Here is a 16,771-nt window from a genome sequence, read left to right as displayed (position 1 = left end):
TGAGAGAGCAATAAGACGATGAGCCGTTCCGCCCACCCCGCCGGTCCCCGCTACGGCGACGTGCACACCGAGGGCCACTACTCCCCGCCGCCCGCCGACCTCAACACGCTGGACGACAAGATCTGGTCGCGCACCGTCGGCCGCGACGAGGACGGTGTCGCCACCGTCGCCGGGCTGCCGGTGACCCGCCTCGCCGAGGAGTTCGGCACCCCCGCGTACTTCCTCGACGAGGCCGACTTCCGGGCCCGCTGCCGCGCCTGGACCGACGCCTTCGGCAAGGACGCCGACGTCTTCTACGCGGGCAAGGCCTTCCTGTCCCGCGCCGTCGTCCACTGGCTCAAGGAGGAGGGGCTCAACCTCGACGTCTGCTCCGGCGGCGAACTGGCCACCGCGCTCGACGCCGGCATGCCCCCCGAGCGCATCGCGCTGCACGGCAACAACAAGTCCGTGTACGAGATCGAGCGCGCCGTCTCCGCGGGCGTCGGGCGCATCGTCCTCGACTCGTTCCAGGAGATGGTGCGCGTCGCGCACATCGCGCAGAGCCTGGGCCGGGTCCAGCCCGTGCAGATCCGGGTCACGGTCGGCGTCGAGGCGCACACCCACGAGTTCATCGCCACCGCCCACGAGGACCAGAAGTTCGGCATCGCGCTCGCCGAAGGGCAGGCGGCGGAGGCCGTCCGCCGGGCGCTGAAGCTCGACGGCATCGAACTCATCGGCATCCACTCGCACATCGGCTCGCAGATCTTCGACATGGCGGGCTTCGAGGTCTCGGCGCGCCGCGTCGTCGAGCTGCTGGCCGAGATCCGCGACGAGCACGGCGTCGAACTCCCGGAGATCGACCTCGGCGGCGGCCTCGGCATCGCGTACACCCCCGAGGACGACCCGCGCGAGCCGCACGAGATCGCCAAGTCCCTCACCGCGATCGTCACCCGTGAGTGTGAGTCCGCCGGACTGCGCACCCCCCGGATCTCGGTCGAGCCCGGCCGCGCGATCGTCGGCCCGACCGCCTTCACGCTCTACGAGGTCGGCACCATCAAGCCGCTGGAAGGGCTGCGGACGTACGTGAGCGTCGACGGCGGCATGTCGGACAACATCCGCACCGCGCTGTACGACGCCGAGTACAGCGTCGCGCTCGTCTCGCGCCGCTCCGACGCCGAGCCGATGCTGTCGCGGGTCGTGGGCAAGCACTGCGAGAGCGGTGACATCGTCGTACGCGACGCGTTCCTGCCCGCCGACCTGGCACCGGGGGACCTGATCGCGGTCCCCGCCACCGGGGCGTACTGCCGCTCCATGGCGAGCAACTACAACCACGCGCTGCGCCCGCCGGTCGTCGCCGTCAAGGACGGCAGGGCGCGGGTGATCGTCCGGCGCGAGACGGAGGAAGATCTCCTCCGGCTCGATGTCGGATAGGCGTGTGGTGAAAGTGGCGTCGTCCGTCCGCGGGGCGGGGCTCACGACGGGACTTTCACCACAGGCCCCAGGCCCCGAACGCTGAGATTGACGTCTCGCATGACGGACGGAGGGGAGAAACTTCCGTCCGGTGCGTGAGACTGGTCCACATCGCTAGGAGAGGGAATCGAGGTCGCATGATGCGTACGCGTCCGCTGAAGGTGGCGCTGCTGGGCTGTGGGGTCGTCGGCTCAGAGGTGGCGCGCATCATGGCGACGCACGCCGACGATCTGGCCGCGCGGATCGGCGCGCCCCTGGAACTCGCCGGGGTCGCCGTCCGCCGTCCCTCCAAGGTGCGCGAGGGCATAGACCCCGCGCTGATCACCACGGACGCGACGGCGCTGGTCAAACGGGGCGACATCGACGTCGTCGTCGAGGTCATCGGCGGCATCGAGCCCGCCCGCACCCTGATCACCACCGCCTTCGAGCACGGCGCGTCCGTCGTCTCGGCCAACAAGGCGCTGCTCGCCGAGGACGGCGCGACGCTCTTCGCGGCGGCCGAGAAGCACGGCAGGGACCTCTACTACGAAGCCGCTGTCGCCGGCGCCATCCCGCTGCTGCGGCCGCTGCGGGAATCCCTGGCGGGCGACAAGGTCAACCGCGTGCTCGGCATCGTCAACGGCACCACCAACTTCATCCTCGACCGGATGGACTCCTCGGGCGCCGGCTACTCGGAGGCGCTCGACGAGGCGACGGCGCTCGGTTACGCGGAGGCCGACCCGACCGCCGACGTCGAGGGCTTCGACGCCGCGGCGAAGGCCGCGATCCTCGCCGGGATCGCCTTCCACACCCGCGTACGCCTGGACGACGTCCACCGCGAGGGGCTGACCGAGGTGACCGCCGCCGACATCGCCTCCGCGCGGCGCATGGGCTGCACCGTCAAGCTCCTCGCCATCTGCGAGCGCGCCGCCGACGGAAAGTCGGTCACCGCGCGCGTCCATCCCGCGATGATCCCGCTCAGCCACCCGCTCGCCTCCGTGCGTGAGGCCTACAACGCGGTCTTCGTGGAGGCCGAGGCGGCCGGACAGCTGATGTTCTACGGCCCCGGGGCCGGCGGCCCGCCCACCGCGTCCGCCGTGCTCGGCGACCTTGTCGCGGTGTGCCGCAACCGGCTCGGCGAGGCGACCGGGCCCGGCGAGTCCGCCTACACGCGGCTGCCGGTCAGCTCCATGGCCGAGGTCGTGACGCGGTACCACATCAGCCTCGACGTGGCCGACAAGCCGGGCGTACTGGCCCAGGTCGCCACCGTCTTCGCCGAACACGACGTGTCGATCGACACCGTGCGCCAGCAGGGCCGGCTGGACAGTGAAGGACTGGGCGGCGAGGCATCCCTCGTCGTCGTCACCCACCGCGCGCCGGACGCCGCCCTCTCGGGGACCGTCGAGGCGCTGCGCAAGCTCGACACCGTGCGCGGTGTCGCCAGCATCATGCGTGTTGAAGGGGAGTAGGGGACCCATGACGAGCAATGGCACCCACCAGTGGCGCGGCATCATCGAGGAGTACCGGGACCGGCTGCCGGTCACCGGCACGACGGAGGTGGTCACGCTCCGCGAGGGCGGTACGCCGCTGGTTCCCGCCCAGGTCCTGTCCGAACTCACCGGCTGCGAGGTGCACCTCAAGGTCGAGGGCGCCAACCCGACCGGGTCGTTCAAGGACCGCGGGATGACGCTGGCCATCACGCACGCCAAGGAGGCGGGCGCCCAGGCCGTCATCTGCGCCTCCACCGGCAATACCTCGGCGTCGGCCGCCGCGTACGCGGTACGGGCCGGCATGGTCTGCGCGGTCCTGGTGCCGCAGGGCAAGATCGCGCTGGGCAAGATGGGCCAGGCGCTGGTGCACGGCGCGAAGATCCTCCAGGTCGACGGGAACTTCGACGACTGTCTGACGCTGGCGCGCGGACTGTCCGACAACTACCCGGTGGCGCTGGTCAATTCGGTGAATCCGTCCCGTATCGAGGGCCAGAAGACCGCGGCCTTCGAGATCGTGGACGCGCTCGGCGACGCCCCCGACGTCCACGTGCTGCCCGTCGGCAACGCGGGCAACATCACGGCGTACTGGAAGGGCTACACGGAGTACGCCGCCGACGGCCCCGCGACCCGTACACCGCGCATGTGGGGCTTCCAGGCGTCCGGTTCGGCGCCGATCGTGCGCGGCGAGGTCGTGAAGGACCCGCACACCGTGGCCACCGCGATCCGTATCGGCAACCCGGCGTCCTGGCAGCAGGCGCTCGCCGCCAGGGACGAGTCGGGCGGCTTCATCGACGAGGTGACGGACCGACAGATCCTGCGCGCCTACCGGCTGTTGGCCGCGAAGGAAGGTGTTTTCGTCGAGCCCGCGTCGGCCGCGTCCGTCGCGGGTCTGCTCAAGGCGCTGGAGGACGGCAAGGTCGACCGCGGCCTGCGGATCGTCTGCACCGTCACCGGGAACGGGCTCAAGGACCCGGACTGGGCGGTCGCGGGAGCGCCTCAGCCGGTCACCGTGCCGGTGGACGCGGTGACGGCGGCGGAGCGCCTCGGACTCGCGTAGGGCCTGATCCGGGGCTGATCCGAAAGGCAGGCCCCAAGGCGCCCCCGGCCCCGTAAGAGCCCGCGCCGGCCCTACGGGGCCCGCACAAAGCACACCAAGACCCTGCATAGGCGCACAGGAAGCCACGCGACACGCATCGTGCGCCTCCTGTGCGCCCTATGTCGCGACAGAACCTTCCTTCGATAGGCTGTACCCGACCCGCCCCGCCGCATATGCCGCGGTGTTGTTGCCCTCGTGGCCGTCGGGTGTTTCCGTACCTCGCCGAAACCCCGCAGTCTCGCAGCCTCGTCTCCCGTTCCGCCTTCCCCGCAGTCACACAAGGAGAGTCGTCTAAGCGATGGCCGGTCCCGCTTTCCGCGCCGCCGCCGTACGGGTGCGCGTCCCCGCCACCAGCGCCAACCTCGGTCCGGGATTCGACGCCTTCGGCCTGTCGTTGGGGCTCTACGACGACGTGGTCGTGCGCGTCGCCGACGCCGGCCTGCACGTCGACATCGCCGGCGAGGGCGCGGAGACACTGCCCCGCGACGAGAACCACTTGCTCGTACGGTCCCTGCGCACCGCGTTCGACCTGCTCGGCGGCCAGCCGCGCGGCCTGGAGGTCGTCTGCGCCAACCGCATCCCGCACGGCCGCGGCCTGGGCTCCTCCTCCGCCGCGATCTGCGCCGGGATCGTCGCCGCGCGCGCCGTGACGATAGGCGGCGACGCCAGGCTCGACGAACCGGCGCTGCTGGAGCTCGCCACCGAGATCGAGGGCCACCCGGACAACGTGGCGGCCTGTCTGCTCGGCGGATTCACCCTCGCCTGGACCGACGGAGGAGCGGCGCGGGCCATCCGGATGGAGGTCGCCGACTCCGTGGTTCCCGTGGTGTTCGTGCCCGACAGGCCCGTCCTGACCGAGACCGCGCGCGGGCTGCTCCCACGCTCCGTCCCCCATGTGGACGCGAGTTTCAACGCGGGCCGGGCCGCCCTGCTCGTAGAGGCCCTGACCAGGCGTTCCGACCTGCTGCTCGCGGCCACCGACGACCGGCTCCACCAGGAATACCGCGCTCCCGCGATGCCGCAGAGCGTGGAGCTCGTGAACCGACTGCGGGCCGACGGCGTCCCCGCGGTCATCTCCGGCGCGGGCCCCACGGTCCTGGCGCTGACCGACGACAGCGCGGCCGACAAGGTCGCACGGCTGGCCGGCGAGGGCTGGGCGGCGAACAGGCTCGCCCTCGACGGCACGGGAGCGAGTGTTCTGCCGCTGGGTTCTCAGTGACGGTGGATTGCCGGTGAGTGAGAGGGGGAATGTTTGTTGGAGCCGGTAGTGTTAACCTCAAGTCTGCACCCGAAGTCTTTGTGGCTCGGTGCTTCGCGTCCCCATTCGGGACCACCATTCTTCCGGGAGCCTCCCCAACTGCCTGAGCAGCCTGCCTGAGCAGTTTTGAGCACGCCCCGGAACCGGCACGACACCCCTCGCTATGTCCAGGAGTGGGCCGAGCAGGGGGACCTCGGGCCGGACCCATTGCACGTACGCAAGTCTTCCGCCGTACCCGGCGGGACCATCGCCCCGACTGTGGCCGGTGATCGACACGATCACAACCCGCGGTCGGACAGCACAACCGGTCGCCGAGCCAGAAGGCCGACGTCCGCTCCAGGGAAGGACCCTTCGTGAGCGACACCACCGATCTGATGGGCGTGACTGCCGACAACAGCGTCGACACCACCGCGCCCGCCGAAGGTGCTGCCACTGGCACCACCTCACGGCGCCGCCGCTCCGGCACCGGCCTCGACGGCATGGTCCTGGCCGAGCTGCAGCAGGTCGCGTCCGGCCTCGGCATCAGGGGCACCGCGCGGATGCGCAAGAGCCAGTTGATCGAGGTCATCAAGGAGGCGCAGGGCGGCGGTTCGTCCGCCCCGAAGAGCGCCGAGACGGCCGGCGGCGACGCCGAGGCGAAGCCCAAGCGGCGCGCCACCTCCAAGGCCCGTACGGGCGACGCGGCCCCGGCCGCCGACGCCCCCGCCGGCAAGGCGGCTGACACGTCCGCCGACCAGGCCCCGGCCGCGGCGGCGAAGGCCGACAAGGCCGACGCGCAGATCGACATCCCGGGCCAGCCGGCCAGCGACGACCAGCCCGCGGGCGAGCGTCGTCGGCGCAGGGCCACCGCTCAGGCGGGCAGCCCGGACACCAAGACAGAGAGCCGCGCCGAGTCGGGCACCGACACCGTCGTGGACGAGCGCCCCGACGGCAAGGCCGAGGCCGCCGTCTCCGCCTCCGACCGCACCGACGCCGACGGACGCCGCGGCGACCGCCAGGAGCGCGGCCAGCGTGGCGACCGGGAGCGCGGGGAGCGCGGTGACCGGCAGAGCCGCCAGCGTGAGCGCCGCGGCAAGGGCGACGACCAGCAGGGCGGTGGCGGCCAGCAGACCGGCGGCCAGCGCCAGCAGCGCCAGGGCCAGGGCCAGGGCGGCGGTCAGAACCAGGGCAACGGGCCGCAGGACGACTTCGACGACGAGGCGGGCGGCCGGCGCGGCCGGCGCGGCCGGTACCGCGACAGGCGGGGCCGTCGTGGCCGCGAGGAGTTCGGTGGCGGCGGCGAGCCGCAGGTGGCCGACGACGACGTGCTGATCCCCGTCGCGGGCATCCTCGACATTCTCGACAACTACGCGTTCATCCGGACCTCCGGCTATCTGCCGGGCCCGAACGACGTGTACGTCTCACTCGCCCAGGTCCGCAAGAACGGCCTGCGCAAGGGTGACCACGTCACCGGCGCGGTGCGCCAGCCCAAGGACGGCGAGCGCCGCGAGAAGTTCAACGCGCTGGTGCGCCTGGACTCGGCGAACGGCATGGCGGCCGAATCGGGCCGCGGGCGGCCGGAGTTCCAGAAGCTCACCCCGCTCTACCCGCAGGACCGGCTCCGGCTGGAGACCGACCCGGGTGTGCTGACGACGCGGATCATCGACCTCGTCGCACCGATCGGCAAGGGCCAGCGTGGTCTGATCGTGGCCCCGCCGAAGACCGGCAAGACCATGATCCTCCAGGCCATCGCCAACGCGATCACGGTCAACAGCCCCGAGTGCCACCTGATGGTCGTCCTTGTCGACGAGCGTCCGGAAGAGGTCACCGACATGCAGCGGTCGGTGAAGGGCGAGGTCATCTCCTCGACCTTCGACCGGCCCGCCGAGGACCACACCACCGTCGCCGAGCTGGCCATCGAGCGCGCCAAGCGCCTCGTGGAGCTGGGTCACGACGTGGTCGTCCTGCTGGACTCCATCACCCGCCTGGGCCGTGCGTACAACCTCGCCGCCCCGGCCTCCGGACGCATCCTGTCCGGTGGTGTCGACTCGACCGCGCTCTACCCGCCGAAGCGCTTCTTCGGCGCGGCGCGCAACATCGAGGACGGCGGTTCGCTGACCATCCTGGCCACCGCGCTCGTCGAGACCGGCTCGCGCATGGACGAGGTGATCTTCGAGGAGTTCAAGGGCACCGGCAACATGGAGCTCAAGCTCGACCGGAAGCTCTCGGACAAGCGCATCTTCCCGGCGGTGGACGTCGACGCGTCCTCCACCCGTAAGGAAGAGATCCTGCTCGGCAGCGACGAGCTGGCCGTGGTCTGGAAGCTGCGCCGGGTGCTGCACGCACTCGACCAGCAGCAGGCGATCGAGTTGCTTCTGGACAAAATGAAGAAGACGAAGTCGAACGCGGAGTTCCTGCTTCAGATTCAGAAGACGACTCCGTCGCCCGGAAACGGCAACGACTGACACGTCGTTTCGGGAAATCCCGTCCCGATTGTTCAACTTCCGCATGGATCCGCCCCGTTACTCCGATGACGGGGCGGATTTCTGCATGTAATATCCGATGAGCCGTTTCATCCCCCCACACGGCGCCAAACCAATTCCCTTGATTAGTGGGAGATTTGCGTGCGTGTGTCGCGTCAGGGCCGACCGGCCCGGAAATTGCGAAGACTGATTGCCGCCGGTGCGGCGACCCTCGCCATGCTCGCCGGCGGACTGGTGGCCACCGCCCAGGCCGCCGACGGCGGCGGCGAGACGTTCCTGCCGCCCAAGGGAGCCGAGGTCGTCAGTTCCACGGAGGCCTCGCCCCGAATCATCGGCGGCACGAACACCTCCATCAGCAGTGCCCCCTGGATGGTGCAGCTGCTTTTCGAGTTCGACAACGACGGACTCTTCTACTTCACCTGCGGCGGCACACTCGTCGCGCCGAACAAGGTTCTTACGGCGGCGCACTGCGTCACCGACGAGAACGGCAGAGCGCTCGACATGGCCGGCCACGGCATGATTCTGGCCGGCACCGCCAAGCTCGCCGGCGGTCCCAACGACGAAGGCACCGCGGTCACGATCAGCCGCTCGTACTTCGCGGGCTCGTACAACGCGGCCGAGATCGACAACGACATCGCGCTGCTCACCCTCTCCAAGCCGCTGACCAACACCCCGGCGCAGCCGGCGTCGTACGGCGACACCGCCCGGTACGCGGCGGGCACCACCGCCACCACCTACGGCTGGGGCATGATCGGGTCCAACCCGGACTTCGATCCGCTGTCCGACACGCTCCAGCGCGTGACGCAGCCGCTGCGCTCGGACGCCGAGTGCACGGAGAACCTCGACACCGCGGTCAACACCCCCGGCGCCTACAAGCCCGGTCATATGATCTGCGCCGGCGAGGGCGGCACGGGCGACAACTCGACGGGCAAGGCGACCTGTCCGGGCGACTCGGGCAGCCCGATGATGGTGAGCGGCCGGATCATCGGCATCACCTCGTGGGGACCCGCCACCGCCTCCGAGTACTGCAACCTCCCGGGTACGTACGACGCGTACACCAAGGTCTCGACGTACATGCCGGCGATCCAGCCGCGCATCGACGACACCAACTTCAGCCGTGACCACCGCGCCGACCCGTGGGCCCGTACCACCTCGGACGGCAAGGCGTACACGTTCAGCTCCACCGGTGAGAAGCTCGCCGCCCGCAAGGCGTTCACCGGCACGTTCAGCGCGTACAACCTGGTCCTCCAGACCGACCTGAACAGGGACGGTTACGAGGATCTCGTCGCCCGGGGCAATTCCGGCGACGTGTACTGGCTGCACCGCTCGGCGAGCAGCGCCACCTACGTCAAGACCAAGATCTTCTCCGCCTGGAAGACCTTCCGCGCCATCGTCACCCCCGGCGATGTCAACGGTGACGGCAAGCCCGACCTGCTCGCGGTCGCCTCCACCGGACAGCTTCGGCTCTACCCGGGCCAGGGCAACGGCAAGTTCAGTGCCTCCACCGCGGTCGGCACCGGCTACCAGGCCTACAACCAGGTCCGCGGCCACGGCGACCTGACCAACGACGGGAAGGCCGACCTGCTGGTCCGCCGCGGCGGCACGAACGCCCTCTTCCTGGTCAAGGGCACCGGCAAGTCCACCGCCCCGTTCGAGGCGCCGGTCCAGGTCCGCGCCGACTGGTCCCTCTACAACCTCATCGTCACCCCGGGTGATGTGAACGGCGACGGCAAGGCCGACGTCCTCGTCCGTACGACCGGCGGCACCCTGTCGCTGCTCAAGGGCACGGGCAAGACCACGTCCGAGATCTTCGCCACACCGGTGAGCCTCGGAACCGGCTGGAACAGCTACTACTCGATCGCCTGAAACCCCAGGTGAGGGCCTGACCGGTCACTCACCGTCGCGGCTTCACCCTGTGGCCCCCGCTCCTGCGGGGGCCACAGCCTGTTGTGCGACGCTGCCAACTGCCCCGCACGACCGGGCCACGGACGAAGGCCGTGCCTGAACGCCGTGACAGTGGGTAGCCGCACACGCTACGAGGCCGCGGCGGGGCGACGAGAGCTGAGGAGCACATGAGCGACCAGAGCAGGGGCGGACGAATACGCGCGACCGGATCGCGCCGCAAGAGGCCCAGCGCGCGCCGCCGCGCCACGACCGTGGCCGCATGGGCGGTCGCCGCCCTGGTCCTCGTCGGCGGGTCCGGTCTCGGATACGTGTACTTCAAGCTCAACGGCAACATCCAGGGCGTCGACATCAACGCCAGCCTCGGCACCGACCGCCCCGTGGACGTCGACAACGGCTCGATGGACATCCTCGTACTCGGCTCCGACTCGCGCTCCGGCGCCAACTCCGCGTACGGCGAGGACGAGGGCGGAGCCCGCTCGGACACCGCGATGATCGTGCACGTCAACGAGGGCCACAAGACGGCCAGTGTGGTCTCCGTACCGCGCGACACGATCGTCGAGCGCCCCGACTGCGAGAACGACGAGGGCGTCACCGCGGACGGCGCGCCGCGCGCCATGTTCAACACGGCGTACGAGGTCGGCGGCCCGGCCTGCGCGGTGAAGACCGTCGAGAAGATGTCCGGCATCCGCATGGACCACTACATCGAGGTCGACTTCACCGGGTTCACCAAGCTCATCGACGATCTCGGCGGCGTGAAGATCACCACCACCGAGGCCATCGACGACTCCAAGAGCGGACTGAAGCTCGAACCCGGCACCCACACCCTCGACGGCGAACAGTCGCTCGGCCTCGTCAGGACCCGCAAGAGCGTCGGCGACGGCAGCGACCTGGGCCGGATCCAGCTCCAGCAGGCGTTCGTCAAGGCACTGATCACCCAGGTCAAGGAGATCGGCCTGCTCAGCAGCCCCAAGAAGCTGTACGACATCGGCGACACCGCGACCCGCGCGATCACCCCCGACTCCGAGCTGGACACGGTCAAGGAGCTCGTGTCCTTCGCCGGCGGACTGAAGAGTCTGGGGTCCGAGGACGTCAACATGATCACGCTGCCCGTCCAGTACGACCCGGCGGACCCGAACCGCGTCGTACCGCTGGAGAAGGCGTCCGAGCAGGTCTGGACCGCGCTCCGGGCGGACAAGCCGATACCGGCGTCGGCGACGGAGGACTCCGCGGGCGACAAGGGCGACGCGTCCGACGTGGTCACGGGCGGATGACGGTGCGCACGGGCCCGCCGGCGGACGGCGCCCCGGCGGAATAGATCCGGGACCACCCCGGTTTTGGAGATACGCCCGGTCCTGGCAGACTGGTCCGTCGGCCCCGGTTCACGTACGAGCATCCGCGCGTGCGACCCGGCGCCTCCTCGCCCGGCGAGGACGTTCCCTAGGAGACACCCTTGAAGCGCGACATCCACCCCACGTACGTCGAGACCCAGGTCAGCTGTACCTGCGGTGCGTCGTTCACCACTCGCAGCACGATCGAATCGGGCACGGTCCGTGCCGAAATCTGCTCCGAGTGCCACCCGTTCTACACGGGCAAGCAGAAGATCCTCGACACCGGTGGCCGCGTGGCCCGCTTCGAGGCCCGCTTCGGCAAGGCTGCCGCCGGCTCCGCCAACAAGTAGCGAGCCAACTGCGCCGGTTCTCGGCGCCCCTGCCCTGGGGCGTCGAGACCGGCGCTTTGCCGTCCCGCAGCACCTTCGCGCAGCACCCACGTACGCAACCCAGGAGCCCCCGAATGTTCGAGGCGGTCGAGGAACTGGTCGGCGAGCACGCCGACCTGGAGAAGAAGCTCGCCGACCCGTCGGTCCACACGGACCAGGCGCACGCCCGCAAGCTCAACAAGCGGTACGCCGAACTGACCCCGATCATCGGGACGTACCGCGCCTGGAAGCGGACCGGGGACGACATCGAGACGGCCCGTGAGTTCGCGGCCGACCCCACCGACGCGTCGGCAGGCGAATTCGCGGCCGAGGTCAAGGTGCTGGAGAAGCAGCGCGACGAACTGACGGAGAAGCTCCGTCTGCTGCTCGTCCCGCGCGACCCCAGCGACGACAAGGACGTCATCCTGGAGATCAAGGCGGGAGCGGGCGGCGACGAGTCGGCGCTCTTCGCCGGGGACCTGCTGCGGATGTATCTGCGGTACGCCGAGCGCGTCGGCTGGAAGACCGAGATCATCGACGCCACCGAGTCCGAACTGGGCGGCTACAAGGACGTCCAGGTCGCCGTGAAGACCAAGGGCGGCAACGGGGCCACCGAGCCGGGACAGGGCGTCTGGGCGCGGCTGAAGTACGAGGGCGGGGTGCACCGCGTGCAGCGGGTGCCGTCCACCGAGTCGCAGGGCCGCATCCACACCTCGGCGGCCGGTGTCCTCGTGACGCCGGAGGCGGAGGAGGTCGAGGTGGAGATCCTCGCCAACGACCTGCGGATCGACGTCTACCGCTCGTCGGGCCCCGGCGGCCAGTCCGTCAACACGACGGACTCCGCCGTCCGGATCACGCATCTGCCCACCGGAGTCGTCGCTTCCTGCCAGAACGAGAAGAGCCAGCTCCAGAACAAGGAGCAGGCCATGCGTATCCTGCGCTCGCGGCTGCTCGCCGCGGCACAGGAGGAGGCGGAGAAGAACGCGGCGGACGTCCGGCGCAGCCAGGTGCGTACCGTCGACCGGTCCGAGAAGATCCGTACGTACAACTTCCCGGAAAACCGGATCTCGGACCACCGGGTCGGCTTCAAGGCGTACAACTTGGACCAAGTGCTCGACGGTGAGCTGGCGGCAGTGATCCAGGCCTGCGTCGACGCCGACTCGGCGGCGAAGCTCGCGGCCGCCTGAGCCGTCCCGTCACCTCCGTACCGATCACGTCCCCTCCCCGTCTACGTCTCAGGAGGAACCAGCGTGCAGCCACCTTCTGGGGGGCCCAGCGACTCATCGCGGCTCCGTCGCGGGCCCGCCCCCCGCAGTCTGCTGCTTGCCGAGGTGGCCCAGGCCACCCAGCGGCTGGCCGACGCGGGCGTGCCGTCGCCGCGGTTCGACGCGGAGGAGCTCGCCGCGTTCGTGCACGGCGTCAAGCGCGGAGAGCTGCACAGCGTCGTGGACGAGGAGTTCGACGCCCGTTACTGGGAGACCGTCGCGCGCCGCGAGGCCCGCGAGCCGCTCCAGCACATCACCGGCCGGGTCTTCTTCCGGTATCTGGAACTCCAGGTCGGGCCAGGGGTGTTCGTGCCCCGGCCGGAGACCGAGTCCGTCGTCGGCTGGGCCATAGACGCGGTCCGCGCGATGGATGTCGTCGAGCCGCTGATCGTCGATCTCTGCTCGGGATCCGGCGCGATCGCGCTCGCCATGGCACAGGAGGTGCCGCGCTCGCGTGTGCACGCCGTGGAGCTGTCCGAGGACGCCCTCACCTGGACGCGGCGCAACGCCGAGGGGTCCAGGGTCACCGTGCACCGCGGAGACGCTCTGACGGCCCTCCCGGACTTCGACGGCCAGGTCGACCTGGTCATCTCCAACCCGCCGTACATCCCGCTCACCGAGTGGGAGTACGTGGCACCCGAGGCGCGCGACCACGACCCGGAGATGGCGCTCTTCTCCGGCGAGGACGGCCTGGACACGATCCGGGGCATCGAACGCACCGCGCACCGTCTGCTGCGCCCCGGCGGCCTCGTGGTCGTGGAGCACGCGGACACCCAGGGCGGACAGGTCCCGTGGATCTTCAGCGAAGAGGCCGGCTGGGCGGACGCGGCCGACCACCCGGACCTGAACAAACGCCCCCGCTTCGCGACGGCACGCAAGGCGATGCCGTGACCGCCGGAACGCATGCGAGTGAGCTGAAGGGGCGCGCACCTGTCGAAAGGGAGAGCGCGCAGAGGCCCCGAGGTACGAGGGGGCGAGCACGGTCGACCGTCGACAGGTGCACAGAGCGCCCCGGAAGCGAACCGAGCACTCAAAAAACACAGAGAGAGGGCCGTTAGATGGCACGGCGATACGACTGCAACGACGCGACCGACCGTACGACCGGTCTGCGTGAAGCCGCGTCCGCCGTCCGTCGCGGCGAGCTCGTCGTCCTGCCCACCGACACCGTCTACGGGCTCGGCGCCGACGCCTTCAGCACCGAGGCCGTCGCCGACCTCCTCGACGCCAAGGGCCGCGGCCGCAACATGCCCACGCCCGTGCTCATCGGCTCCCCGAACACCCTGCACGGCCTGGTCACGGACTTCTCGGAGCAGGCGTGGGAGCTCGTCGACGCGTTCTGGCCCGGCGCGCTCACGCTCGTCGCCAAGCACCAGCCCTCGCTCCAGTGGGACCTCGGCGACACCCGTGGCACCGTCGCGATCCGGATGCCGCTGCATCCCGTCGCGATCGAGCTGCTGACCGAGGTCGGTCCGATGGCCGTCTCCAGCGCGAACCTGACCGGACACCCCGCGCCGGAGGACTGTGACGCGGCGCAGGAGATGCTCGCGGACGCGGTGTCGGTCTATCTCGACGGGGGCCCGACGCCCGGCATCGTGCCGTCGTCGATCGTCGACGTGACCGGCAAGGTCCCGCTGCTGCTGCGCGCGGGCGCCGTCGACGCCGACGAGCTCCGCAAGGTCGTACCCGACCTCGAGGTGGCCAATTGACCGCCCCTGAGGGGCGTGGCATAGCGGGACTCCCCGACACCTTCCGCATCCTCCACGTCAGCACCGGCAACGTGTGCCGCTCGCCCATCACCGAGCGGCTGAACCGGCATGCCCTGAGCGACCGCCTCGGCGAGCGGCTCACGGGCGGGCTCATCGTGGAGAGCGCGGGCACCTGGGGACACGAGGGGGCCTCGATGGAGGCCAACGCGGAGGCCGTCCTGGCGGATTTCGGCGCGGACCCGTCCGGCTTCGTCGGGCGGGAGCTGCTGGACGAGCACGTGATCCGCGCGGACCTGGTGCTCACGGCGACGCGTGACCACCGGGCGCAGGTCATCTCGATGGGGCACTCGGCGGGGCTGCGGACCTTCACGCTGAAGGAGTTCACGCGTCTCGTACGGGCCATAGACCCGGCGACGCTGCCCGACCCCCTCGACGAGGGCGTGGTCGAGCGCGCCCGTGCGCTGGTGCGTGCCGCCGCGGCTCTACGCGGGTGGCTCCTGGCCCCGAACGCGGAGGCGGACGAGGTCTACGACCCCTACGGGGCCCCCATCACCTTCTTCCGTTCCATCGGCGACGAGATTCACCAGGCTCTCGATCCGGTGGTGACGGCACTCACGGGTGTGCCGACCCGGCACTGATCCCGCGCCGCTCGCGCACCGTTGAACAGGCGCGACGTACGGTGAGAAATTCGGCGGGGGATATGGTGAGACGAATTTGTGCAACCGACGCGCCGCCGTGTATGTCCTTCATCATGTGGCTACACGCATTCAAACGGTCCTCCTGTCGCGAGCTAGTGTGTGTGCCTCAGATGGCCGGCGATTTCTGTGGGGCAGCCTGTGCGTGATTACCTGCTGACGCTCTGCGTGACGGCCGCGGTGACTTATCTGCTGACCGGTCCGGTGCGGAAGTTCGCCATCGCGATCGGTGCGATGCCCGCGATCCGCGCCCGCGACGTGCACCGCGAACCGACACCGCGTCTCGGCGGAATCGCCATGTTCTTCGGCCTGTGCGCCGGACTGCTGGTCGCCAGCAACCTGGAGAATCTCAGCGGGGTCTTCGAGCGGTCGAACGAGCCCCGCGCGCTGCTCTCCGGAGCCGCGCTGATCTGGCTGATCGGCGTCCTGGACGACAAGTTCGAGATCGACGCCCTGATCAAGCTCGGCGGCCAGATGATCGCCGCGGGTGTGATGGTGATGCAGGGTCTGACGATCCTGTGGATCCCGGTGCCGGGTGTCGGGACCGTCGCGCTGACGTCCTGGCAGGGCACGCTCCTCACCGTCGCCCTCGTCGTCATCACGATCAACGCGGTCAACTTCGTCGACGGACTCGACGGTCTGGCCTCGGGCATGGTCTGCATCGCCGCGGCGGCGTTCTTCCTGTACGCGTACCGGATCTGGTACGGGTACGGCATCGAGGCAGCCGCCCCCGCCACGCTCTTCGCAGCGATCCTGATGGGCATGGGCATCGGCTTCCTGCCGCACAACATGCATCCGGCCCGGATCTTCATGGGTGACTCCGGCTCGATGCTGATCGGTCTGGTGCTCGCGACGGGCGCCATCTCCGTGACGGGCCAGGTCGATCCGGACGCCCTGAAGATCTACGCGGACGGCTCGACCCGTGAGGCGACCCACGCCGCGCTGCCGGTCTTCATCCCGCTGCTGCTGCCGCTGACGATCATCGCGATCCCGGTCGCCGACCTCGTCCTCGCGATCGTGCGCCGCACCTGGAACGGTCAGTCGCCGTTCGCCGCCGACCGCGGACATCTCCACCACCGGCTGTTGGAGATCGGGCACTCGCACAGCAGGGCCGTACTGATCATGTACTTCTGGTCGGCGCTGATCGCCTTCGGCGTGGTCCTGTACTCGGTCCACTCCTCGTCCACGATGTCCACGATGTGGATCGTGCTGGCGGTCGTCGCGCTGAGCGCCCTGGGGCTGCTGCTCCTGCTGCTGCCCCGCTTCACACCGCGCACCCCGCGCTGGGCCGAGGCCGTCGTGCCGCCCCGCTACCGGCGCCGTAAGCGGAACGCTCAGGGGGAGTTGGCCGCGGAGGCCGGGGAAGCCGCGGAAGCCGCCCACGAGGAGCCCGAGCCGCGGGAGAGCCGGCCGGGCGCCGGATCACAGGTGCCTCACGATTCCCGGCCCGCCGACGGCGTACAGCCGACCGACGGCGCCCCGGCGGGCGAGCCCGATCCGGTCCCGGCGGGCGTCAACGGGGCGACAGCGATCGGGCCGCGATCTCGGTTCTCCGACCGGCGCAAGGCGGATTCCTCGTACTGAGAATTACCTCAACGGGCCTCATTACCAGACAAGACGGCCTGCTGTCCGGCTCACACGCGCGGATTCGCCCTCATGTGTGACGGTCAGCACACCTTCATGGTAAAGACCTCATCAAATAGTTTGTGATACCGTTCACGAGACCCGGCGCCAGAGCCGAAGGACCGTAGTGCGACGGTCCGTTGGCCC

Annotated in this window: 13 protein-coding genes; all 13 read left to right on the top strand. The window is 69.9% G+C overall.

Annotation, left to right across the window (positions count from 1 at the left end; genetic code table 11):
- Positions 1-18 precede the first annotated feature (18 nt).
- The 13 genes from lysA (at position 19) to ACIBBB_RS15855 (ending at position 16,585) form a co-directional block, all read left to right on the top strand.
- Positions 19-1,410 (top strand): diaminopimelate decarboxylase, encoded by a 1,392-nt coding sequence (gene lysA / locus ACIBBB_RS15915; RefSeq protein WP_398982213.1) that lies wholly within the window; start codon positions 19-21, stop codon positions 1,408-1,410.
- Positions 1,411-1,586: 176 nt separating this feature from the next.
- Positions 1,587-2,897 (top strand): homoserine dehydrogenase, encoded by a 1,311-nt coding sequence (locus ACIBBB_RS15910; RefSeq protein WP_398982211.1) that lies wholly within the window; start codon positions 1,587-1,589, stop codon positions 2,895-2,897.
- A 7-nt stretch (positions 2,898-2,904) separates the two neighbouring features.
- Positions 2,905-3,975, top strand: coding sequence for a threonine synthase (thrC, locus tag ACIBBB_RS15905; RefSeq protein ID WP_398982209.1), 1,071 nt, complete (start codon positions 2,905-2,907; stop codon positions 3,973-3,975).
- A 337-nt stretch (positions 3,976-4,312) separates the two neighbouring features.
- Positions 4,313-5,233 carry a homoserine kinase gene (gene thrB, locus ACIBBB_RS15900; RefSeq protein WP_398982207.1) on the top strand — a complete coding sequence of 307 codons (921 nt, stop codon included), beginning with the start codon at positions 4,313-4,315 and terminating at the stop codon, positions 5,231-5,233.
- 392 nt (positions 5,234-5,625) lie between these two features.
- The gene (gene rho, locus ACIBBB_RS15895) at positions 5,626-7,716 is read left to right on the top strand and encodes a transcription termination factor Rho (protein WP_398982205.1); all 2,091 of its coding nucleotides are present in this window, start codon (positions 5,626-5,628) and stop codon (positions 7,714-7,716) included.
- Positions 7,717-7,911: 195 nt separating this feature from the next.
- Positions 7,912-9,600: a trypsin-like serine protease gene (locus tag ACIBBB_RS15890; protein WP_398982203.1), complete on the top strand. Its 1,689-nt coding sequence runs from the start codon at positions 7,912-7,914 to the stop codon at positions 9,598-9,600.
- 206 nt (positions 9,601-9,806) lie between these two features.
- A complete protein-coding gene (locus ACIBBB_RS15885; protein WP_398982201.1) occupies positions 9,807-10,910 on the top strand; it encodes an LCP family protein in 1,104 nt (367 codons plus the stop codon).
- Positions 10,911-11,089: 179 nt separating this feature from the next.
- Positions 11,090-11,317: a 50S ribosomal protein L31 gene (gene rpmE / locus ACIBBB_RS15880; RefSeq protein WP_189105450.1), complete on the top strand. Its 228-nt coding sequence runs from the start codon at positions 11,090-11,092 to the stop codon at positions 11,315-11,317.
- A gap of 113 nt (positions 11,318-11,430) precedes the next feature.
- The gene (gene prfA, locus ACIBBB_RS15875) at positions 11,431-12,522 is read left to right on the top strand and encodes a peptide chain release factor 1 (RefSeq protein ID WP_398982199.1); all 1,092 of its coding nucleotides are present in this window, start codon (positions 11,431-11,433) and stop codon (positions 12,520-12,522) included.
- A 129-nt stretch (positions 12,523-12,651) separates the two neighbouring features.
- Complete coding sequence (prmC, locus tag ACIBBB_RS15870; protein WP_189105624.1) at positions 12,652-13,491, top strand: peptide chain release factor N(5)-glutamine methyltransferase; 840 nt, start codon at positions 12,652-12,654, stop codon at positions 13,489-13,491.
- A gap of 167 nt (positions 13,492-13,658) precedes the next feature.
- A complete protein-coding gene (locus tag ACIBBB_RS15865) occupies positions 13,659-14,306 on the top strand; it encodes an L-threonylcarbamoyladenylate synthase (protein ID WP_189105448.1) in 648 nt (215 codons plus the stop codon).
- On the top strand, positions 14,303-14,944 hold the full coding sequence (locus tag ACIBBB_RS15860) for a low molecular weight phosphatase family protein (RefSeq protein WP_023538645.1): 642 nt from the start codon (positions 14,303-14,305) through the stop codon (positions 14,942-14,944). Before ACIBBB_RS15865 ends, ACIBBB_RS15860 begins: the two co-directional genes overlap by 4 nt.
- A gap of 198 nt (positions 14,945-15,142) precedes the next feature.
- Positions 15,143-16,585, top strand: coding sequence for an MraY family glycosyltransferase (locus ACIBBB_RS15855; protein WP_398982196.1), 1,443 nt, complete (start codon positions 15,143-15,145; stop codon positions 16,583-16,585).
- Positions 16,586-16,771 lie beyond the last annotated feature (186 nt).

Origin of the sequence: Streptomyces sp. NPDC051217, assembly GCF_044455465.1 — a bacterium.
GTDB lineage: Bacteria > Actinomycetota > Actinomycetes > Streptomycetales > Streptomycetaceae > Streptomyces.
Note: the sequence above shows the minus strand (reverse complement) of the source record. Positions and strands in the feature narration are given on the sequence as shown.